Here is a 20,374-nt window from a genome sequence, read left to right as displayed (position 1 = left end):
GCTCGGTCGCGGCCCTCGCCGCGTCGGATTGGCTCACAGTAGCCGCGCGACCCGGGAGCGTCGAGGGCTACCCCGAGCGCGGGCCGAGCGGACGCTGAGCGCCGCTGTGCTGTACTGACCGGATGGGCGCCGCCCTCGAGCTCTTCTCCCCCGCGACCCGCGCGTGGTTCACGGGGGCGTTCGCCGCGCCGACGCCGGTGCAGGAGGAGGCGTGGACCGCGATCGCGCGCGGCGACCACTCCCTCGTCGTCGCCCCGACCGGCTCGGGCAAGACGCTCGCGGCGTTCCTGTGGTCGATCGATCGGCTGCACCGCGAGGACGCCGCGCCGCACGCTGAGCGCGAGCCGGGGGTGCGCGTGCTCTACGTCTCGCCGCTCAAGGCGCTCGCCGTCGACGTCGACCGCAACCTGCGCGCCCCGCTCGCGGGCATCGCGGCGCAGGGCCGCAACGACGGGATCGAGCCGCCGCCGATCCGCATCGGCCTCCGCACGGGCGACACCCCGCAGGAGGAGCGGCGCGCGCAGGCGAAGCACCCGCCCGACGTCCTCATCACGACGCCCGAGTCGCTCTTCCTGCTGCTGACGAGCCGCGCGCGCGAGACGCTCCGCACCGTCGAGACGGTGATCGTCGACGAGGTGCACGCCGTCGTGCCGACGAAGCGCGGCTCGCACCTCGCGCTGAGCCTCGAGCGGCTCGACGCGCAGCTCGCGCGGCCCGCGCAGCGCATCGGCCTCTCGGCGACGGTGAGCCCGGTCGAGGAGGTCGCCGCGTTCCTCGGCGGACCGGCCCCCGTCACGATCGTCGCGCCGCCGAGCGAGAAGACGATCGAGCTCACGATCACCGTGCCGGTCGACGACATGACCGACCTGCGGGCGCCACAGCGGCGCGAGCAGCCCGGGTCCGCACCGACGGGCAGCGCGTTCGGCTCGATCGAGGAGCAGCCCGAGCAGCAGTCGATCTGGCCGCACATCGAGCGCGAGGTGCTCGAGCTCGTCGACCGGCACCGCTCGACGATCGTGTTCGTCAACGCGCGCCGCGCGGCCGAGCGGCTCACCGCCAGGCTCAACGAGCTCGATGCCGAGCGGCTCGACGCGGCGGAGGCGGAAGGCCTCGGCGGCGAAGGTGGGGCGGATGCGCGGTCGCGCGCGAGCGGGGACGGCGTCGTCCTGCGCGACGTGCGCGAGCACATCCGCCTGCGCCTCGCCGAGCGCGCCGCGGCGCGCGAGGCCGGCGGGGACGACGCGGATGCGCCGCCGCTCGCTCGCGCGCACCACGGCTCGGTCTCGAAGGAGCAGCGCGCCGAGATCGAGGACCAGCTGAAGTCGGGGCGGCTGCGCTGCGTCGTCGCGACCTCGAGCCTCGAGCTCGGCATCGACATGGGCGAGGTCGACCTCGTCGTGCAGGTCGAGTCGCCGCCGTCGACCGCGAGCGGCCTGCAGCGCGTCGGTCGCGCCGGCCACTCGGTCGGCGACGCGTCGCGCGGCGTGCTCATCCCCAAGCACCGCGCCGACCTGCTGCACGCGACGGTCGTCGCCGACCGGATGGCGCGCGGCGAGCTCGAGCCCATCCGCATGCCGCGGCACCCGCTCGACGTGCTCGCGCAGCAGACGGTCGCGGCCGCCGCGATGGACGAGCTCGTGGTCGACGACTGGTTCCGGACCGTGCGGCGCTCGGCGCCCTTCGCGCAGCTGCCGCGCAGCGCCTTCGACGCGACGCTCGACCTCATCTCGGGCGTCTACCCGAGCGACGAGTTCGCCGAGCTGCGCCCGCGCGTCGTGTGGGATCGCGACGCGGGCACGATCACCGGTCGGCCGAGCGCGCAGCGCATCGCCGTCTCGAGTGGCGGCACGATCCCCGACCGCGGCCTGTTCGGCGTCTTCCTCGCCGGGCAGGAGGGCCGGCCGGGCGCGCGGGTCGGCGAGCTCGACGAGGAGATGGTCTACGAGTCGCGCGCGGGCGATGTCTTCGCGCTCGGCGCGACGAGCTGGCGCGTCGTCGACATCACGCACGACCGGGTGCTCGTCGTGCCCGCGTTCGGCGAGGTCGGCAAGCTGCCGTTCTGGCACGGCGACGCCGAGGGTCGCCCGGCCGACCTCGGCCGCTCGATCGGCCGCGCGACCGCGGCGCTCGCCGCCGGCACCGGCATCGACCTGCCGCACTCCGACGAGCGGGCCATCCGCAACCTCGACGCCTACGTGCGCGACCAGCTCGCCGCGACCGGCGCGGTGCCGACCGACGCGCAGCTCGTCGTCGAGCGCTCGCGCGACGAGCTCGGCGACTGGCGCCTCATCGTCCACTCCCCGTGGGGCCGGCGCGTGCACGCGCCGTGGGCGCTCGCGATCGACCGCCGGCTGCGCGAGGACCGCGACCTCGGCGCCGCCGCGATGGCCTCCGACGACGGCATCGTGATCCGCATCCCCGACTCCGACGCCGACCCGCCAGGCGCCGAGCTCATCCGCTTCGAGCCCGACGAGCTCGAGCGCATCGTCGAGACCGAGGCGGGCGGCACGGCGCTGTTCGCGAGCCGCTTCCGGGAGTGCGCGTCGCGCGCGCTGCTGCTGCCCAAGCGTGACCCCTCCCGCCGCGCGCCGCTGTGGCAGCAGCGGCAGCGGGCGGCGCAGCTGCTCGACGTCGCGAAGCGCTACCCCGACTTCCCGATCGTGCTCGAGGCGCTCCGCGAGGTGCTGCAGGACGCCTACGACCTCCCGGCGCTGCGCCAGATCGCCGAGCGGCTGCAGCACGGCGACATCCGCGTCGTCGAGGTCGAGACGCCGAGCCCCTCCCCCTTCGCCCACCACCTCCTGTTCGGCTACGTCGGCGCGTTCCTCTACGAGGGCGACGCGCCGCTCGCCGAGCGCCGCGCTGCCGCGCTCACGCTCGATCCGGCGCTGCTCGCCGAGGTGCTCGGCCAGTCGGCGCTGCGCGAGCTGCTCGACGAGGAGATCGTCGCCCGCACCGAGCTCGAGCTGCAGCGGCTCGCGCCCGACCGCCGGGCGCGAGGCGTCGAGGGCGCCGCCGACCTGCTGCGGCTGCTCGGCCCGCTCACGGTCGAGGAGCTCGCGGTGCGGCTCGAGGGCGTGCCGGGCGCGACCGTCGAGGCCGGCGAGCCGGTGACGGATGGGTCGGCACCGGATGCGTCACCTGCGGCCCCCGGGCACCTCACGGCCGCGGCCGCGGCCGCGATCGCCGACGAGCTCGTCGCCGCACGGCGCGTCGTGCGGGTGCGGATCGGCGCCGACGAGCGGCTCGCCGCGATCGAGGACGTCGCGCGGCTCCGCGACGCGCTCGGTGTGCCGCCGCCGCCCGGCGTGCCCTCGGCGCTGCTCGACGCGGTCGCCGACCCCATCGGCGACGTCGTCGCCCGGCACGCGCGCACGCACGGTCCGTTCACGGTGGAGGAGGCATCCGCTCGCCTCACGCTCGCGCCCGCGGTCGTGCGCTCGGCGCTCCGCGCGCTCGAGCGGCAGGGGCGCGTCGTGCCGGGTGCCTACCGGGCGCGCGGCACGGGCGAGGAGTGGATCGACGCGGGGGTGCTCTCGCGGCTCAAGCGCCGCAGCCTGCAGGCGCTGCGCAGCGATGTCGAGCCGGTCGACCACGCCGTCTTCGCCGATCACCTGCTCGCGCACCAGCGCGTGACGCGGCCGCTCTCGGGCGTCGACGGGCTGCTCGAGGCGATCGACCGGCTCGACGGCGCGCCGCTCCCGCTGAGCGCCCTCGAGACGCTCATCCTCCCCTCGCGCGTGAAGGACTACCGGCCGTCGATGCTCGACGAGGTGACCGCCGCGGGGCTCGTCACGTGGGTCGGCGCGGGCGAGCTGAGCGCGCGCGACGGCCGCATCGTGCTGCGCGCGGCCGACACCGTCGAGCAGCGCCGCGACGTCGAGCACGACGACCCCGACGCATCCGCCGTGCTCGAGGCGCTCGGCGGCGGCGGGGCGCTCTTCGCGCGGCAGCTGAGCGAGATCGCCGCGCTCGACCTCGTGCGGCTCGGCGAGGTGCTGTGGCCGCTCGTGTGGGCGGGCCGCATCACGAACGACACGATCGCGCCGCTGCGCGCCCACTTGCTCGGCGCCCGCGCCCGGACGCCCCCGGCGCCGAGCCGGCGGGCGGCGCCCGTGAGCCGGCGGCGGCTCGCGACCGCGCGGCCGATCCGCGCGGAGGCGCTGCCGACGCTCGCGGGCCGGTGGCTGCTCGCGTCGAAGTCGGCCGGCTCGACGACCGAGCGCGCCGCGCAAGTGGCGGATGCGCTGCTCGCCCGCTACGGCGTCGTCACGCGCGGGAGCGTCGTCGCCGAGGACGTGCCGGGCGGCTTCCACGGCGTCTACCAGGTGCTCAAGGCCTTCGAGGAGGCCGGCCACACCCGCCGCGGCTACTTCGTCGACGGGCTCGGGGCAGCGCAGTTCGCCGACGGGCCGGTCGTCGACGCGCTGCGGTCACGCCAGTCGGGCGGTGTGAGCGAAGCGGTCGCGACGGTGCCGGCCGTCGATCCCGCGAACCCGTTCGGCGCCGCGCTGCCGTGGCCGGAGGCGCGCGGCGACCACCGCCCGACCCGCCGCGTCGGCGCGCTTACGACGATCGCCTCGGGGCGCTGCGTGCTGCACCTCGAGCGCGGCGGCCGCTCGCTCCTGACGTTCACCGACGACGAGGACGTGCTCGTCAAGGCGCTGTCGAGCATGACGGATGCGGTGATCCGGCTGGGCGGTCGGCGTCGCGTCGTCGAGACGGTCGACGGCCGCTCGTCGCTCGAGCCCGACGTCGCGCCGCTGCTCGACCGCGCGGGCCTGCGCCGCACACCGCGCGGCTTCCGGATCGGCCACTGATGGGCCGCGACTCGATGGGCGGCGGCTGATGCCCGAGGGCGACACGATCTACCGCGCCGCGGTGCGGCTCGGCCAGGCGATGGCCGGGCGCGTCCTGACGCGCAGCGACTTCCGCGTGCCGCGGCTCGCGACCGCCGACCTCGGCGGCGAGCGCATCGACGAGGTGCGCTCGGTCGGCAAGCACCTCCTGATGCGCGGCGAGCGGCACACGATCCACTCGCACGCCGGCATGGATGGGCTGTGGCACGTGCTCGAGCACGGTCGCCGCGCGCCCGTGCCGGCCCACACCATCCGGGTCGTGCTCGCCACCGATGAGCACGACATCGTCGGCTCGGCCCTCCCGGTGCTCGAGCTGCTGCCGCGCGAGCGCGACTGGGATGCGGTCGCGCACCTCGGGCCCGACCTCATCTCGCCCGAGTGGAGCGAGGCGGATGCGGCCGAGGCGGCCAGGCGGCTGCGCGCGACCGGGGTGCCGGTGGGCGTCGCGCTGCTCGACCAGACGGCGGTCGCGGGGCTCGGCAACGTCTTCCGCGGCGAGCTGTGCTTCCTGCGCGGCGTGCACCCTGCGACGCCGATCGACCAGGTCGACGTCGAGCCGATCGTCGCGCTCGCGCGGCGGCTGATGATCGCGAACCGCGACCGGACGGAGCGCACCTTCACGGGCGATGCGCGGCGCGGCCGCCGCACGTGGGTCTACGGCCGCGGCGGGCAGCCGTGCTTGCGGTGCGGCACGCGCATCCGGGACGCGATGCTCGGCATGGAGGACGGCATGCTCCGGCAGGTGCAGTGGTGCCCCCGGTGCCAGCCCGCCCCACGCAACCCGCTGGTCGAGTAGCGCCGAACCTCTTCCGCTGGTCGAGTAGCGCCGCGGGCGCATATCGAGACCACCAGCCCTCGTCTCGATACGGGCCTCCGGCCCTACTCGACGGCCGGTGAGTGCGCCGAGTGCACCCGCACCCACTCGTGCATGACGATCGCGGCCGCCGCGGCCGCGTTGATCGACCGCGTCGAGCCGAACTGGCGGATCTGCACGTGCGCATCCGCGACCGCCATCGCCGCATCCGTGAGACCCGGCCCCTCCTGCCCGAACAGCAGCACGCAGCGCTCGGGCAGCGGCGCCGCGTCGACGGGCACCGACCCCTCGGTGTTGTCGACAGCCACGATCGTGAGGCCGGCGTCCCTCGCCCAGGCCGCGAACGCATCCGTCGTCTCGTGGTGCTCGATGCGCTGATAGCGGTCGGTCACCATCGCGCCGCGGCGGTTCCAGCGCCGCTTGCCGATGATGTGGACGGCGGATGCGGCGAAGGCGTTCGCGGTGCGCACGATCGAGCCGATGTTGAGGTCGTGCTGCCAGTTCTCGATCGCGACGTGGAAGCCGTGGCGGCGGGTGTCGAGGTCGGCGACGATCGCCTCGAGCCGCCAGTAGCGGTAGCGGTCGACGACGTTGCGGCGGTCGCCGTGCTCGAGCAGCTCGGGGTCAAGGCGCTCGTCGTCGGGCCACTCGCCCGACCACGGCCCGACGCCGACCTCGAGCTGGGGTTCGTCGGCGGGCTGCACCGACCCAGGCTAGGCGCTCAGAGGATGAGGAACGTCCCCGTCACGGACGCCGAGCGCGCCGGTCGCGCGACCAGCTTGGCGCTCAGGCTGCGCCCGCCCACCGCGATCGCCCAGCCGCTCGAGAGCGCGACCGCCCACCACGGCGGGCCGGGGATCTCGGGCATGGCGGCGGCTTCGGCTGTGGCCTCGGCGGTCGGGATGCGCTCCCCCACGACGACGATGCGGTGGCTGTTGATGCCGAGCGGCGTGCAGGTGACGAGGCTCACGAGGTCGCGGTCCGACTCGGGCAGCAGCAGCTCGGTGTCGCCGGGCTCGACGACCTGCACGTCACGCACCTCGTAGGTCAGCACCTCGCCGTAGACGTCGAGCTCGAAGGTCTCGCCGACCGTGACCTGGTCGAGGTCGCTGAAGAGTACCGACTCCGGCAGGCCGCGGTGGCCGGTCAGCACGCTGTGGGCGCCGGGGCCGCCCACGGGGAGCGCCGAGCCGAGCAGGTGCCCGACGCCCTTCCGCAGCGTCTCCTCGTCGGTGCCGTGGTAGATCGGCAGATCGACGTCGATGGAGGGGATGCGGATGCGTGCCATCACCTCGGCGGGGCCGAGGTCGAGCTGCTGCTCGTATGCCGCGACGATCGCCCGCTGATCGCTCAGCGGCGTGCGGCCGTACGGGTCGATGAGCGCGCCGCCCGTGAGGGTCTGGTTGTAGGCACGGGCGTCGGCGAGCTCCTGCTCACGGCCTTCGGGGCCGAGCTGCTCCATGACCTCGGCGTAGTCGTCGACGCGCTGGGACTGCTCGAGCTGCGAGAACCAGCTCGCGATCGTCGGGTAGAGGAGGATCGCGATGCCCGCCATCACCATGAGCGCGGCGACGAGCGAGGTCGTGCTCGCCTTGCGCCGGCGGCGCTGCGGCGCGGCGGCGGCCGGGCTCGCCGATGCCGGCGCTGCTGCTCCTCCGGGAGAGGGTCGAGCCCCGCAGCAGCGGCTGGGGTCACTGCTGCGGGGCTCGGTCAAGGTCAGGCCTGCTCGCCGGCCTGGGTCTTGCGACGGCGGAGCAGCACGAAGCCGAGTCCGCCGAGGATGAGGCCGGCGCCGCCGATCATGAAGGCCATCTGACCGCTGCCACCCGTGATGGGGAGCGCGTATGCCGGGACCTGCTTCTTCGCGTACTCGGCGTCGATCGTGGTGCGGTCGAGGTCGCCCGTCTGGACGGTCGCCTGGCGGCGCGGCGTCGGGTCGGCCGCATAGCCGACCGGGGCCTTCGTCTCGACGACGTAGTACGCGCCCTGCGGCAGCACCGGCAGGAAGGCGATGCCGTCATCGCCCGAGATCCACGTCGACCGGCCGTCGATGGTGATCGCGTTGGTGCCCGCGAGCGCGTCTGCCTCGGTGGGGTAGACGCGATACTCCGCGCCAGCGAGCGCGCCGGTCCTGTCGCTCGCGTCGGCGCGCTCCTCGTAGGTGAGGATCGAGAGGCTGCCCCACTCGGTGGTGACCGAGTTCGAGGGGAACGACGTGCCGTTGACGGTGAGCGTCGCCTGGTTCGCGACGACGCCCGCCTGCGCAGGGGCGGCGGCCTCGAGCGACGTGACCGTCGTGGTGATGGAGACCGAGATCGAAGCGTCGTTCGCGGCGGCGAGCGTTGCGAGGCCGGCGGTCGTGAAGGTGACGCTGAAGGTCTGGCCGGTCGCCGCGACGGCGTAGTCGGCGGGCACGAGCGACACGTTCGTGCCGGTCACGGTCGCGCCGTCGTAGCGAAGGCGCGGGTCGAGCGTGTCGGTGATGACCATCGAGGAGAGGGTCTTGCCGGCGGCAACCTCGGGCACGTCGACCGTCAGGCTCCAGGAGGCGCGGTCGCCGAGGCCGGTGGCGAGGCCGTTGGTGAAGCTCTTCTCGATGCCCGTGACGGCGTTCTTGGGGTAGACGTGCACGTCGTACAGCCACCGGTTGTTCAGGGCCATCGGCACCGACACGAGGAACTGGTCGGCGGTGAACGCGATGTCGTGCGCGGTCGAGGCGTTCTCGGTCACGAGGTAGACGGCCGCGTCGAGGCCGGCGAAGGTGAGCGAGCCGTCGGCTGCCGTGAAGCCGGAGCCTGCGGCGACGAGCGTGAAGTCGCGGGTCGCCTCCTCCACGGTCAGTCCGTCGGCGAGCGCCCAGCCCTCGGTGGTGTTGAGGTCGATGCCCTGCACGCGCTGGATCGAGAACGGCACGTCCTTGAGCGCGGTCAGGCCGCTGAGCTGCGTCGGGGTGAGCTGCGAGCCGTCGTTCGGGAGCGCCGTGGCCGTCTCGGGCTCCGCGAACTTGTGGATCGTGAGCGAACGACCGCCGGCGGGGTTCTCGTCGATGTTGTCGACGGCGGCGGATGCGGGGAACGCTCCGCCGAGGATGGTGACGGTCGCGATCGCGGCCGCGCCGAAGCCGGCGGCGAGTCGCGCCGTCAGGCCCTTCTTGGTGGTTGCCATGGCGGCAACTCCTCTCTGGATTCGTGCGATGAGCAAGCTGATGGACGGGGTCTTGACCGAGCCCTGGGAGGACTCGTGCTCTCGCTGCGCCGACCGGCGCGAGCGGAAGAGGATGGACGCGAGGGCGAGGAGCACGAGCGCGCCCCCGGCCATCACGTAGGTGTCGGAGCCGACGCCGCCCGTGAGGGGCAGCGCGAGCGCCGGCACGGGAGCCGCGACGAAGCGGTAGACGTGGTGCTCACCGGCGGGCACCTGGACAGTGTGCGAGGCGACTGCTTCCCACGTGTCCGGGCCCGTCTGCCGCTCGAGGCGCAGGCCGAGTGCCGCGTAGTCGCTGTGCTCGCTGAGCGCATAGCCGTGACCGGGACGCACCTCGAAGCGGTTCGCCGCCGCGCCGCTCGCGACCTCGGTCTCGCTGCCCGGCACCGAGGTGGGCGCCAGCCCGGCGAAGCTCGCCGGCGTCGCGGTGAGGGTGAACCGATCGGGGTGCAGCGAGCCGCCGGTCGAGCCGTCGATGTGCTTCAGCAGCGTCATCCGGGCCGTGGAGTGCGTCACCGTGCAGGTCACCTGCGTGCCCTTGACGAGGCTCGCGCCGGATGCCGTGACGGGCACCGCGGTGCCGCGCTGATCCACGCAGGCCCAGCTGCCGACCTGCGCGTAGGCGACGTGACCGCCGGTCGCGCTGAGCGCGTAGGCGACGCCGGCGGTGACGCTCGCCGTCGCGCCGGTCGAGCCGGTCGCGCCGCTTGGGCCGGCGAGCGACCCCTGCGGGCCGGTGCCGAGCAGCGTCCACTGCGGCGCGAGGCCGCTGTCGCCGAAGCCGATGGCGTTGACGAGCGTCAGCGTCGTCGGCAGCTCGCGGTTGACGAACGTGCACTCGATCGCGGACCCGGGTGCGATGCCAGCGAGGGTCGTGCCGGCCTCGCCGGGCAGCGCGACCTCCCGGCTCTCGCCCCCGGCTCCGCGGACCTCGCACTGCCCTTCGACGAAGACGAAGCCCGGCTGCTGGATCTCCGAGACCGTCACCGCGGCGCGCGCCGAGGCGCTCCCGTAGCGGATCGTCCAGCTCGCGGCGCCGCCCGACCCCGTCTGCTGCTGCGCCGCGGTCGGCGGCGTGACGCTGCCGGTCTCGGCGCGGACGTCCGCGCGCATCGTCCAGCCGCCGCCGTTCCGCAGCTGCCCGGCGACGTCCTGGACGACCTTGTGGACGACGATCGTCGAGACGAGCGGAGCGTTGGTGAAGGTGCACACGACGCGGGCGCCGATGCGGTCCGGGATGGCGACCTGACCGGTCCGTCCCGTCCTCGATGCGAGCGTCGTCCCGAGCTCGTCGACGCACACGAGCGTCGACGAGTACTGGTTGGCGCTCCCCGTCACCATCTCCTCGGCCAGGGAGTAGCTCTGACCGGCCACGACCGGCACCGGGCCTACCTGCGCGGTCTGCACGCCCAGCGCGGAGCCGGTGGTCTCGACCGAGCCGAACGAGCGCGAGCCCGCGGTGACGGAGAGCCGGAACTGGTCTGTGGCGGCGACGCGGCCGACGACGTCCTTCTGCAGGGTGAGCGTGGGCGGCACGCTGCAGCCGGCGAGGTCGCCGCTGGCTCCGAGCTGCGTGGTGACGGGATCCGTCACCACGGTCCATGCGGAGGTGCCGTTGAGGCTGACGCGGATCGCCCGCGTCGAGTCGGCCAGGTACAGCGTCCCGTTCCCCTCGAACGCCATCCCGTTGACGCCGCTGAGGTTGCCGATCGCGCCCTGCGAGACCGTCGAGAACGGCAGCGTGGCTCCGTTCGTGGCGGCCACGATCGAGGATGCCGGCACGGAGTACAGCTGGGCGTCGGACGTGGAGCTGCGGACGACGTAGAGCGTGCCGGTCGCGTCGAACGCCAGGTCGCCGTTGCTCGAGCCGCTCGCGCTGAGGTTGGTGTTGAAGGTGCCGGCGAGGCTCGAGCCGCCGGTGCTCGGCACATAGCGGTAGAGGTCGACGTGCACGCGGCTGGATGCGGTCCGGAATCCTCCGAAGTAGTAGTTGCCGTCGAGCGGGTTCACACCACCGGCGATGACGCCGACGGTCGTCGACGCCGCTGAGCTCGGCAGGCGCTGCCAGCCGTCGCTCACCGAGTAGCGGAGGATCGCGTTGATGCCGGTGCCCGAGCCGGAGGTGCGCTCCACTGCGTAAGCGACCGTGCCGCCCGGGCCGATCGCGAGCGCGTTGGCCTGCTGGGCGACGTTCGGGAACGCGCCGACGGTGGCCAGCGTCGCGCCGTTCGCGGCGCCCGTCGTCGTCACGCGCACGACCGTGCCGTCCTGCTGGAGCGAGTAGAAGCCGTTGCCGAGGCACGGGAGGGGCGCATTGCGACCGAGCTCGAAGGTGCCGAAGCTGTGCGTCGCGCCGCTCCAGTCCGCGGCATCCGCAGCCACGCCGGCCTCGGACTCCCAGGCGTATCCGGAAGGGGCTGCGCCGGGGGTCACCAGGTAGCGGTTGCGGGTGGTGCTCGTGTCGGTCTGGATCCGCTGCGAGCCGATGTGCTGCAGCTGGAACTCGCCGGGCTGCGGGTCGAGGTCTCCGCCGGGCACGCAGGGCGCGGCTGTGCAGTCGGTGATGGTCACCGGCGCGCTGTAGCTCGTCCAGTCGGTCCAGTAGCCGAAGATCCAGAGCCCGACCCAGCGTCGCGTCGAGTACTGGACGGTGAAGGTGGCGCCGCTGACGGCCGGCGACGTCTGCCAGGAGATGTACGGTGCTTCGACGCTGGTCTCGGGCCCGCCGATCGCGGTCGGGGAGACCACCGTCGCCTGGGGCGCGATGAGCGACCGCGTGACCGGAGCCGTCGGGGTCGGTGAGGGAGCCGGCACGGGATCCTGCGCGGGCGCCGGGCTCGGCACCGGAACCGGCGTCGCGGTCGGGGTCGCGCTCGGGCTCGCCACAGCCGCCGGCTCGGGCGCGGGAGCCACGGGCGCCTCCGTTGCCGCAGGGGTGACGGCCGGCTCGGGCGTCGCCGTCGGCTCCGGCGACGGCTCCGGCTGGGGAGCGGTGCTCGTCGCCGAAGCCGAGGCCGCGGACGTGGCGAGGGGCGTCAGCGGGAGCGCTACCGCAGTCGCGAGCACGAGGGCAGCGGCGACGGCTCGGAACGAGCGTCGTGCTGCGAAAGTGCGCGTGCGCATGCGGGTTCTGCTCCTCGTGACGGAGTGGAAGGGAGGGAAAGCCGGCAGGCACGGCCAGCTCTCGCAGGGCGAGACGGTGCCCTCCGGTGGGCGCCTCGAACGTATTGAGCCGAACTCAAGTAACCGGTTCCAAAGGCGCAGTGGTGGCTGAGTTTCGCTTGATGAAACCTCAGCATCGTCCAAAGTCGCTTCAAATTCGAAGGATCAGACATCGCAACAGTTGTGCCCGTACGCTGTTTCCATGCGCACCAGGGCAGACATCGAGTGCTGGCTCACCGACATGGACGGCGTCCTCGTGAAGGAGGAGCACCCGCTCCCGGGCGCGCAAGAGCTGCTCGAGCAGTGGCAGTCGCAGGGCGTCGAGTTCCTCGTGCTCACGAACAACTCGATCTTCACGCCCCGTGACCTCTCAGCGCGCCTGCGCGCATCCGGCCTCGTCGTGCCCGAGGAGCGCATCTGGACGAGCGCGCTCGCGACCGCCGATTTCTTGCACGACCAGATGCCGGGCGGCTCGGCCTACGTGATCGGCGAGGCGGGGCTCATCACCGCGCTGCACGACGCGGGCTTCACGATGACCGACACGGATCCCGACTTCGTCGTCGTGGGCGAGACCCGCTCGTACTCGTTCGAGGCGATCACGAAGGCGATCCGGCTCATCGCCGACGGCGCGCGCTTCATCTCGACCAATCCCGACGCGACGGGCCCGAGCGAGGCCGGCATCCTTCCCGCGACCGGCGCGATCAACGCGCTCATCACGAAGGCGACCGGCCGCGTGCCCTACATCGTCGGCAAGCCCAACCCGATGATGTTCCGATCCGCGCTCAACAAGATCGGCGCGCACTCCGAGGTCACCGGCATGATCGGCGACCGCATGGACACCGACATCGTCGCAGGCATGGAGGCGGGCCTCCACACCGTGCTCGTCATGACCGGCATCTCGAACGCCGCGCTCGTGGAGACCTACCCGTTCCGGCCCGACGAGATGCTCGCGGGCGTGCACGAGCTCGTCGAGCGCACCCCGGTCGAGTCAGAGCTCGACGAGCCGCACGTCGACGTCTGACGGGTCGACGGCACGACGGATGCGGTGAGACGGCCGGGCGCTCAAGCCTCCGAGAGCAGGCGCACGACGTTGGCCGCGAAGAAGCCCCCGCCGGTCGCCACGGCGACGGCGGCGGGCGCGACGAGCTGGTCGAGCGGCCGATGCGGCACCTCGCGCGCGTCGAGCCCGTCGAGCCGGATCCAGCCGAACAGCGCCGCCCTCCCCCGCCGCACGACCATGCTCGCGAGGGCGAGCGCCGCGAGGGCGGCGGCCGCCGAGACGAGCAGCCACACCCACGGGATGCTCGCGCCCGGCGCGGCCTGGAACGGCGCGAGCGCGAGCGCGCCGAGCATGACCGGCAGCACCCACCACGTCGTCGGCGGGCCGAAGCCGCGCGCGACGACGATGGAGAGCAGCGCCGCGACGCCGAGCACGACGACGCCCATGAGCAGGCCGCCCCAGCCGGCCACCTGGCAGACCGTGGCCGAGTGGATGCCGCACGCGCCGTCGTCGAAGGAGATGAGCAGCCCGCCTGCCTTCGCCGCGGCAGCCGCGCCGTAGCCGACGGCCGCCCAGGAGGTCAGCAGCCCCAGCCAGCCCGTGCCCGGCTCGCCGGCGACGATTCGCGGCGGCGGCTTGAGGAGGCGGTCGGCGAGGCTCACGCCTCCACGCTACGCCGCTGGCCCGGAGCCGCGAGCGCCCGGTCGTCGGCCCACGAGAGCAGCCGGTCGAGCTCGCGCGCCGCCGCGCGGCCGGCGCGGTTCGCGCCGACCGTCGACTGGCTCGGGCCGAAGCCGATGAGGTGCACGCGCGGCTCCTCGACGACGCGCGTGCCGCGCACCTGCACAGCGCCGAGCTCGTTCCGCAAGGCCAGCGGCTCGAGGTGCGCGAGATCGGCCTTGAAGCCGGTCGCCCAGAGGATCGCGTCGACGGTCAGGAGGGTGCCGTCGGCCTCGCGCACGCCATGCGGCTCGATCGAGACGAACATCGGTCGCCGCTCGAGCGCGCCGCGCGCCTTCGCCGCGCGCGCGTACGGCGTCCAGTTGAGGCCGGTGTAGGAGACGACGCTGCCGGTCGGCCGGCCGGCCTCGGCATCGGCCGTCACCTGCTCGATCACCTTGCGCCCCGTGATCTCGGGCTCGAAGTCGCCCTCGAGGAAGACCGGCTCGCGGCGCGTGTACCAGCGGGTTTCGGCGACGCGGGAGAGCTCGTCGAGCAGCTGCACGGCGGAGATGCCGCCCCCGACGACGGCGACCCGCTGCCCGGCGAACTCGTCGGCCGACGTGTAGTCGCGCGTGTGCAGCTGGCGACCGAGGAACCGCTCGGCGCCCGGGTAGTGCGGCAGCACCGGGTTGTCCCACGTGCCGGTCGCGTTGATGATCGCCCGCGTGCGCCAGCGGCCCGCGCTCGACTCGACCAGCAGCTCGCCCTCGGGGTCGTCGTCGGCGCGCTCGACCGCGTGCACGGCGACGGGCCGCAGGATCGGCAGCGCCATCTCGCGCTCGAAGGCGGCGAAGTAGCGCGGCACGGCGGTGCGGCTCGGCTCGGCCGGGTCGATCGGCGGCTGCGCGAAGCCCGGCAGGTCGAAGATCCCGTTGACCGTCGACATCCGGAGCGACTCCCACCGGTGCTGCCACGCGCCGCCGGGTGCCGCATCCGCGTCGAGCATGACGAAGGTGCGCTCGGCCTCGGGCTCGTCGAGCGCGCTCGCGAAGCCGCGCTGCTGCAGGTGGTAGCCGGCCGAGAGCCCGGCCTGACCCGCGCCGATGACCACGACGGTCGCTCGCCGCTCCCCCTGCTCCCGCACCGCCACCCTCTCGCCCGAACCGCAACGACTGATGCAACGGATGCGTCGGCTTGGCGATTCCGCGAGCGCACGCTCGTCGGCACGCTCCCGGGCCGCGTCCTCGGCGCGGGCCGCACCGAGCCCTTGCGCTCAGCTCAGTCGCGGCGGGCACCAGCCGTGTCGTCATCGTCGGGGTCGCCCGTCGGCTCGTGCCCGACGAGTGCGTCGCCGCAGCGCAGCCTCGGCTCGAGCAGCGGCGGCGCACCGCCGCCGATCGCGACCCAGCGCTCCTCGATCGTGACCGTGCCGTCGGCGATGGGCTCTCCGAGCGCCGCCGCGAGATCCGGTCGGCCCATGCGGCTCGCGAAGCTCGCGAGCGCCGCCTCGTCGAAGTCGCGGTGCACGCCGCGCGCGATGACCCACAGCGGCGCGCGCGGGTTCCTCGGCACGAGGCGCTGCAGCGTCGCGTCGCTCGTCGTCATGAACAGTGCCTCGAGGAAGGCGGTGGAGACGAGCGACGAGACCGCACCGGCGTGGAGCACCTTCCGGTCGCCCTCGCGGAGGATGCGGATCTCGAACTCGGTCGTCACCGGCGCCTGGCGGCGTGCGCCTCGCAGCCTCGCCCGGTCCGCGCGCGTCGAGATCGCGGCGGACAGGTGCGTCATGAGGCCGTCGGTCTCGTTCGTGCGCTGCACGGCTGCTCCTCGCAAGCGTGGTCGGGTCGTGGATCGATGGGTGACGGTGTCGTCGTGAGCCATCGGTTTACAACGTAAACCACAGTAGCGTTGGGCGCGAGCGCGGGCCACCGCACCGAGAGGGAAGACGGATGACGAAGCGATCGACCAGCAAGCCGGAGTCCGCCGCGCCCGCGCGGCGGCTGAGCCAAGAGCTGGTCATCGACGCCGCCCTCGCGCACATCGACCGATCAGGACCCCACGGCCTCACCATGCGATCGCTTGCGCAAGACCTGGGCGTGGAGGCGATGGCGCTGTATCGCTACGTGCACGGCAAGGAGGATCTGCTCGAGGGCGTCGTGAACCGGCTCATGGGCGACCTGACGGCAGAGCTCGACGAGGAGCTCGCCGAGCACTGGCAGGGCTTCCTCCAGCTGTTCGCGCATCGGGTGCGTCGCATCGCGATCGAGCACCCGAAGGCCTTCCCGCTCGTCGCGACCCGGCACCCGGCGGCACCGTGGCTGCGGCCGCCGCTGCGCAGCGTCGAGGTCGTCGAGACCCTGCTCAGCACCCTTGTGCAGCAGGGCTTCAGCGATCAGCAGGCCGTCACGACCTACCGCCTCTTCAGCAGCTTCCTGCTCGGGCAGCTGCTGCTGGAGTCGTCGGTGCGGGGAGCCGACACCGGTCCGGTCGAGGAGCCGCTCGACGAAGGGGACGCGACCATCCCGCACGCTGACGGCGAGCTCACGCTCGAGGACGCGCCGGAGGTCCTTCGTCTGCGGCCCCTGCTGAGCGAGGAGCGCAGCGACGAGGAGTTCGAGATCTCGCTCGAGGCGCTGCTCGACCGCCTGGACCGCGAGCTCTCGCAGTAGCGGCCGCGACGCCCGTGAGCGCCGCCGCGCCCGCGGCTCAGAACGAGAAGAGCACGACCTGCAGTGCCGACGCGATCAGCGACGCGAGCGCCGAGATCGCGACACCGAGCGCGATGCCGGCGAGCAGGGGCGCCGGCTCCCGCCGGACGATCGAGACGATCGCGAGCGCGGCGGCGATGGCGCCGAGCACCGCGCTGAGCGCGCCGACGCCGCCGCTCAGCAGGTCGATGCCCGAGGGGTCGAAACCAGCGCGGATCGCTCCGCTGAGCACGAGCACCATGAGCGGCCCGGTGAGCACCTCGAGGCCGGCGAAGGCGAGCGCGAGGATCGCGAACGTCCGGCCGCCGCGGCGCGCGGGCGGCGGCGCGTACTGCTGCGGCGGTTGCCCGGCTGTCACGTGCGGTGGGTGCTGCGGTGCGGCGTCGCTCATGCGCACACCGTAGGCCATCCCGCCCGACGTGCCCCAGCGCATCCGCCGTATCGTGGCCGGCATGATCCCGAGCGACTGGATGCCCCACCGTCGCCCCGACGGCGAGACCGTCGGCTACGTGCGGATGATCGGCGACGGCTTCCAGCCCATGGACCTGCTCGGCCGCCCGCTCGCGGCCGCCGGCGACTGGCTCGCCGCCGAGGAGGCGCTCGACGAGCACTCGATCGCGTGGCTGATGGATGCGTTCCTGCTGTCGCTCGACGACGGTGACGTGCGCGTGCGGGTCACTGAGGTGACGCCCGAGCGGGTGCGCGTCAAGCGCGACGACCTCGGTGCGGTCGGCGGCGACGCCCGCTTCTGGGAGCTGCCGGTGCCCGAGACCGGCCGGCTGCGGCCGGCACCGCCGCTCACCGAGTGGCCCGGCTTGAGCGGCGCCTAAGCCGGCCCCAGCAGCCACGCGATCAGCAGCATCACCGGCAACGACCCGAAGGTCGTCAGCAGCACGATGTCGCGGGTGATGAGGGTCGCCCGGTCGTAGCGGAGCGCGTACTGGTACATGTTCTGCGCGCTCGGCAGCGCCGCCATCACGGTGCACGCGTAGACGAGCTGCTCGTCGAGGCCGAAGGCGAAGCGCGCGAGTGCGAAGGCAACGACCGGCATGACGAGCGACTTCAGCAGCACCGCGAGCGCCACCTCCTTGCGGCCGGAGCCCGGCTGCAGCGGCCGGTCGCCGCTGAGCGAGATGCCGAACGCGAGCAGCATGAGCGGCACCGCGGCGCCGCCGAGGATCTCGAGCGGCGCGAGCACCGGGGCGGGCAGCTCGATCTCGAGCGCCGAGACCAGCGCACCGAGGGCCGACGCGATGAGCATCGGGTTGCGGAGCGGCTGGGTGAGGATGCGCGAGACGGATGCGCGACCCGAGGTCAGGATGTCGAGGGTCGCGAGCAGGGCGGGGGCGAGCAGCAGCAGCTGGAGCAGCAGCATGGGCCCCACGAAGCTCGCGTCGCCGATGACGTAGATCGCGACGGGCAGCCCGATGTTGTTGATGTTCGAGTAGCCGGTCGCGGTCGCGGCGATCGCGATCCGGCTCGGATCGCGGGTGAACCAGATGCGCGCGACGACGGCATAGATGAGTGCGACCGCGACGAACGCGACGAGCGCGACCGCGAGCACGCTCGAGAACAGCAGGCCTACATCGGCCTCGCTCAGCACTGTGAAGAGCAGCGCGGGGCTCGCGGCGAAGAAGCTCGTGCGGTTGAGCACGAGCCGCCCCTCCTGATCGACGATCCGGAAGCGCGCGAGCAGCCAGCCGACGAGGATGACGAAGCCGATGATGCCGAAGCCGACGAGCACTCCGCCCACGTGACCTCCCGCATCCGCCGCTTGTCAGATAGCAAGTCTGACACGGCGCTCTGGCCGAACTTCCCGGAGGTGCGGGTTCCCGCCACGAGAGCCCGCCGGAGAGGGAAGTTCGACGTATGTCGGGCGGGGCTACTGCGGCTCGAGCCCGAGGTCGTCGAGGGTGATCGCCGCCCGGTACTCGACGCCCGCCGCCTCGATCACCGCTTGCGCGCCGGTCGCGCGGTCGACGATCACCGCGACGGCCACGACCTCGGCACCGACCTTCCGCAGCGCCTCGATCGCCTTGAGCGGGCTGCCGCCCGTCGTCGACGTGTCCTCGACGACGACGACGCGCTTGCCCGCGAGCTCCGGTCCCTCGATCTGCCGGCCGCGCCCGTGGTCCTTCGGCTCCTTGCGCACGACGAACGCATCCACCTCGAGCCCGCGCGCGAGCCCACGGTGCAGCACGGCGTTCGCGAGCGGGTCGGCGCCCATCGTGAGCCCGCCGACCGCCGCGACATCGGGGATGTCGGCGACGAGGTCGAGCAGCACGTCGCCGATGAGCGGCGCGGCGCGGTGGTCGAGCGAGAGCTTGCGGAGGTCGATGTAGTAGCTCGCGCGCTTGCCGCTCGTGAGCACGAAGTCGCCGTGGAAGACGGCCTCGTCGCGGATGAGCTGGATGAGTCGGTCGCGCGCAGTCACGCCCACCAGGCTACTTCGCGGATGCGTCAGGACGCGTCGGTCGGGACGGGCACGCTGTCGGCGCGCGGCCGCATGCCCGTGCGCGGGTCGCGGCCCGCCCACGCGACGAGGCGCTCCGACCGCGTCGCACCGGCCGGCGGCTCGATCGGCGCGTCGAAGATGCCGGGCCGGCGCACGGCCGCCTCGTCGGCGCTGTCGCGGAACGCCTCCATCCACCCGAGCAGGTCGGCGGGGAACTCGAGGTTGCCGGAGAGGCCGACGCGGGCCGAGGCCCAGCGCACGTCCCACGCGTGGAGCGCCATGTCGAGCGTCGGCAGGGCGAGCCCTGCGAAGCGCTCCTCGACCGCGGTGTGCGCCGCGGAGCGCAGCTGCGCCGCGAGCGCCTCCCAGCGCTCGACGGCCTCGAAGTCGCCGCCCGGACCCATGATCTCGAGGTGCGCCCGCTCCTCGGAGCCGGCGCCGCTGCCCAGCAGCGCGGCCCCGCCGTGCTCGGCCTGCACGCCCGAGACGTGGCGGACGACGTCGGCGATCGACCAGTCGGAGCACGCCGACGGCAGACCCAGTCGGTCCGCTCCGGCTCGAGCCTCGGCGGAGAAGAGATCGAGCGCCTGGAGATAGCGTTCGCGCGCGGTTCCCATGCATCCAGTGTGCACCAGGGGTACGTGCGTGCCCCAACCCCGCGCATCCGCGACCCCATCTAGGCTCAGAGCATGCGCATCGCCACCTGGAACGTGAACTCCGTGCGCGCTCGCACGGCCCGCATCGTCGACTGGCTCGAGCGCAGCGACGTCGACGTGCTCGCCATGCAGGAGATCAAGTGCAAGACGGAGCAGTTCCCCTACGCCGCGTTCGAGGCCGCAGGCTATGAGGTGCAGGCGCACGGCCACAGCCAGTGGAACGGCGTCGCGATCGCGTCGCGGCTGCCGATGACCGAGGTCGAGCGCGACTTCCCGGGCCAGCCCGGCTACGCCAACACCGGCGACCCGGTGGTCGAGGCGCGCGCGATGGCGGCGACGGTCGAGGGCGTGCGGCTCTGGAGCCTCTACGTGCCCAACGGCCGCGAGCTCACGCACGCGCACTACGGCTACAAGCTCGAGTGGCTGCGGGTGCTCACGGGCCTGCTCGACGAGTGGCGCGGGCAGCCGCTCGCGCTCATGGGCGACTTCAACATCGCGCCGCTCGACGCCGACGTGTGGGACATCGGCGTGTTCGACGGCTCGACGCACGTGTCGCAGCCCGAGCGCGAGGCGTTCGGCGCGCTGCTCGAGGCGGGCCTCGTCGACGTCGTGCGCGACCGCGCCCCCGGCTACACCTACTGGGACTACAAGGCGGGGCGCTGGAACAAGGATGAGGGCATGCGCATCGACTTCGTGCTCGGCAGCCCCGAGCTCGCCGACCTCGTGACGCGCGCGGCGATCCACCGCGACGAGCGCTCGGGCGACGCCCCGAGCGACCACGTGCCGGTGGTGGTCGACCTCGACCTCGAGACCGAGCTCGACGACGACCGGCCGATGATCTTCTGATGGCGGA

The 20,374-nt window shown here is 73.3% G+C and carries 17 protein-coding genes; 7 read left to right on the top strand and 10 right to left on the bottom strand.

Translation table 11 applies throughout. The features are described from left to right. Nucleotides 1-122: 122 nt before the first annotated feature. A complete protein-coding gene (locus ACP7BI_RS00395; protein WP_425842837.1) occupies nucleotides 123-4,820 on the top strand; it encodes a DEAD/DEAH box helicase in 4,698 nt (1,565 codons plus the stop codon). Between the two features lie 28 nt (nucleotides 4,821-4,848). Next, complete coding sequence (locus tag ACP7BI_RS00390; protein ID WP_425842835.1) at nucleotides 4,849-5,655, top strand: DNA-formamidopyrimidine glycosylase family protein; 807 nt, start codon at nucleotides 4,849-4,851, stop codon at nucleotides 5,653-5,655. Between the two features lie 83 nt (nucleotides 5,656-5,738). Here the strand turns inward: ACP7BI_RS00390 and ACP7BI_RS00385 are convergent, their stop codons facing one another. From ACP7BI_RS00385 to ACP7BI_RS00375, 3 genes are all read right to left on the bottom strand, one after another. Beyond that, entirely contained in the window at nucleotides 5,739-6,377 is a 639-nt protein-coding gene (locus tag ACP7BI_RS00385; protein WP_425842833.1) for a TrmH family RNA methyltransferase, read from the bottom strand. Nucleotides 6,378-6,394: 17 nt separating this feature from the next. Continuing rightward, nucleotides 6,395-7,228 (bottom strand): class C sortase, encoded by an 834-nt coding sequence (locus tag ACP7BI_RS00380; protein ID WP_425842831.1) that lies wholly within the window; start codon nucleotides 7,226-7,228, stop codon nucleotides 6,395-6,397. 161 nt (nucleotides 7,229-7,389) lie between these two features. Next, on the bottom strand, nucleotides 7,390-11,448 hold the full coding sequence (locus tag ACP7BI_RS00375) for a SpaH/EbpB family LPXTG-anchored major pilin (RefSeq protein ID WP_425842829.1): 4,059 nt from the start codon (nucleotides 11,446-11,448) through the stop codon (nucleotides 7,390-7,392). Nucleotides 11,449-11,527: 79 nt separating this feature from the next. Here ACP7BI_RS00375 and ACP7BI_RS00370 point away from each other — a divergent pair, with 79 nt between their 5' ends. Both ACP7BI_RS00370 and ACP7BI_RS00365 read left to right on the top strand, forming a co-directional pair. Further along, nucleotides 11,528-12,151, top strand: coding sequence for a hypothetical protein (locus ACP7BI_RS00370; RefSeq protein ID WP_425842827.1), 624 nt, complete (start codon nucleotides 11,528-11,530; stop codon nucleotides 12,149-12,151). A 90-nt stretch (nucleotides 12,152-12,241) separates the two neighbouring features. Further along, nucleotides 12,242-13,060 carry an HAD-IIA family hydrolase gene (locus ACP7BI_RS00365; protein ID WP_021010358.1) on the top strand — a complete coding sequence of 273 codons (819 nt, stop codon included), beginning with the start codon at nucleotides 12,242-12,244 and terminating at the stop codon, nucleotides 13,058-13,060. Between the two features lie 41 nt (nucleotides 13,061-13,101). On the opposite strand, the gene ACP7BI_RS00360 is transcribed toward ACP7BI_RS00365, so the two are convergent. From ACP7BI_RS00360 to ACP7BI_RS00350, 3 genes are all read right to left on the bottom strand, one after another. Beyond that, nucleotides 13,102-13,701 carry a hypothetical protein gene (locus tag ACP7BI_RS00360; protein ID WP_425842825.1) on the bottom strand — a complete coding sequence of 200 codons (600 nt, stop codon included), beginning with the start codon at nucleotides 13,699-13,701 and terminating at the stop codon, nucleotides 13,102-13,104. Beyond that, nucleotides 13,698-14,852, bottom strand: a complete 1,155-nt coding sequence (locus ACP7BI_RS00355) for an NAD(P)-binding domain-containing protein (RefSeq protein WP_425842823.1) — start codon at nucleotides 14,850-14,852, stop codon at nucleotides 13,698-13,700. The genes ACP7BI_RS00360 and ACP7BI_RS00355 overlap by 4 nt, the downstream gene beginning before the upstream one ends. 128 nt (nucleotides 14,853-14,980) lie before the next feature. Then, complete coding sequence (locus ACP7BI_RS00350) at nucleotides 14,981-15,520, bottom strand: hypothetical protein (protein WP_425842821.1); 540 nt, start codon at nucleotides 15,518-15,520, stop codon at nucleotides 14,981-14,983. Nucleotides 15,521-15,651: 131 nt separating this feature from the next. On the opposite strand from ACP7BI_RS00350, the gene ACP7BI_RS00345 reads away from it, so the two are divergent. Beyond that, nucleotides 15,652-16,371 carry a TetR/AcrR family transcriptional regulator gene (locus ACP7BI_RS00345; RefSeq protein ID WP_425842819.1) on the top strand — a complete coding sequence of 240 codons (720 nt, stop codon included), beginning with the start codon at nucleotides 15,652-15,654 and terminating at the stop codon, nucleotides 16,369-16,371. Nucleotides 16,372-16,408: 37 nt separating this feature from the next. Here ACP7BI_RS00345 and ACP7BI_RS00340 read toward each other — a convergent pair whose 3' ends face one another. Beyond that, nucleotides 16,409-16,801 carry a hypothetical protein gene (locus ACP7BI_RS00340; RefSeq protein ID WP_425842817.1) on the bottom strand — a complete coding sequence of 131 codons (393 nt, stop codon included), beginning with the start codon at nucleotides 16,799-16,801 and terminating at the stop codon, nucleotides 16,409-16,411. A 61-nt stretch (nucleotides 16,802-16,862) separates the two neighbouring features. Between ACP7BI_RS00340 and ACP7BI_RS00335 the strand changes: the two genes are divergently transcribed. After that, a complete protein-coding gene (locus tag ACP7BI_RS00335; protein WP_425842815.1) occupies nucleotides 16,863-17,240 on the top strand; it encodes a hypothetical protein in 378 nt (125 codons plus the stop codon). Here ACP7BI_RS00335 and ACP7BI_RS00330 read toward each other — a convergent pair. The 3 genes from ACP7BI_RS00330 to ACP7BI_RS00320 form a co-directional block, all read right to left on the bottom strand. Further along, nucleotides 17,237-18,163 (bottom strand): AEC family transporter, encoded by a 927-nt coding sequence (locus ACP7BI_RS00330; RefSeq protein ID WP_425842813.1) that lies wholly within the window; start codon nucleotides 18,161-18,163, stop codon nucleotides 17,237-17,239. The genes ACP7BI_RS00335 and ACP7BI_RS00330 overlap by 4 nt on opposite strands. Nucleotides 18,164-18,292: 129 nt before the next feature. Further along, nucleotides 18,293-18,850, bottom strand: coding sequence for an orotate phosphoribosyltransferase (gene pyrE / locus ACP7BI_RS00325; RefSeq protein ID WP_425842811.1), 558 nt, complete (start codon nucleotides 18,848-18,850; stop codon nucleotides 18,293-18,295). Nucleotides 18,851-18,870: 20 nt separating this feature from the next. Continuing rightward, nucleotides 18,871-19,482 carry a hypothetical protein gene (locus ACP7BI_RS00320; RefSeq protein WP_425842809.1) on the bottom strand — a complete coding sequence of 204 codons (612 nt, stop codon included), beginning with the start codon at nucleotides 19,480-19,482 and terminating at the stop codon, nucleotides 18,871-18,873. Between the two features lie 72 nt (nucleotides 19,483-19,554). Here ACP7BI_RS00320 and ACP7BI_RS00315 point away from each other — a divergent pair, with 72 nt between their 5' ends. Further along, nucleotides 19,555-20,367, top strand: a complete 813-nt coding sequence (locus ACP7BI_RS00315) for an exodeoxyribonuclease III (protein WP_425842807.1) — start codon at nucleotides 19,555-19,557, stop codon at nucleotides 20,365-20,367. The last annotated feature ends 7 nt before the right edge of the window (nucleotides 20,368-20,374 follow it).

It is taken from the genome of Agrococcus sp. TSP3-2-1 (assembly GCF_049897585.1).
In the GTDB taxonomy this organism is placed as follows: Bacteria; Actinomycetota; Actinomycetes; order Actinomycetales; family Microbacteriaceae; genus Agrococcus.
Note: the sequence above shows the minus strand (reverse complement) of the source record. Positions and strands in the feature narration are given on the sequence as shown.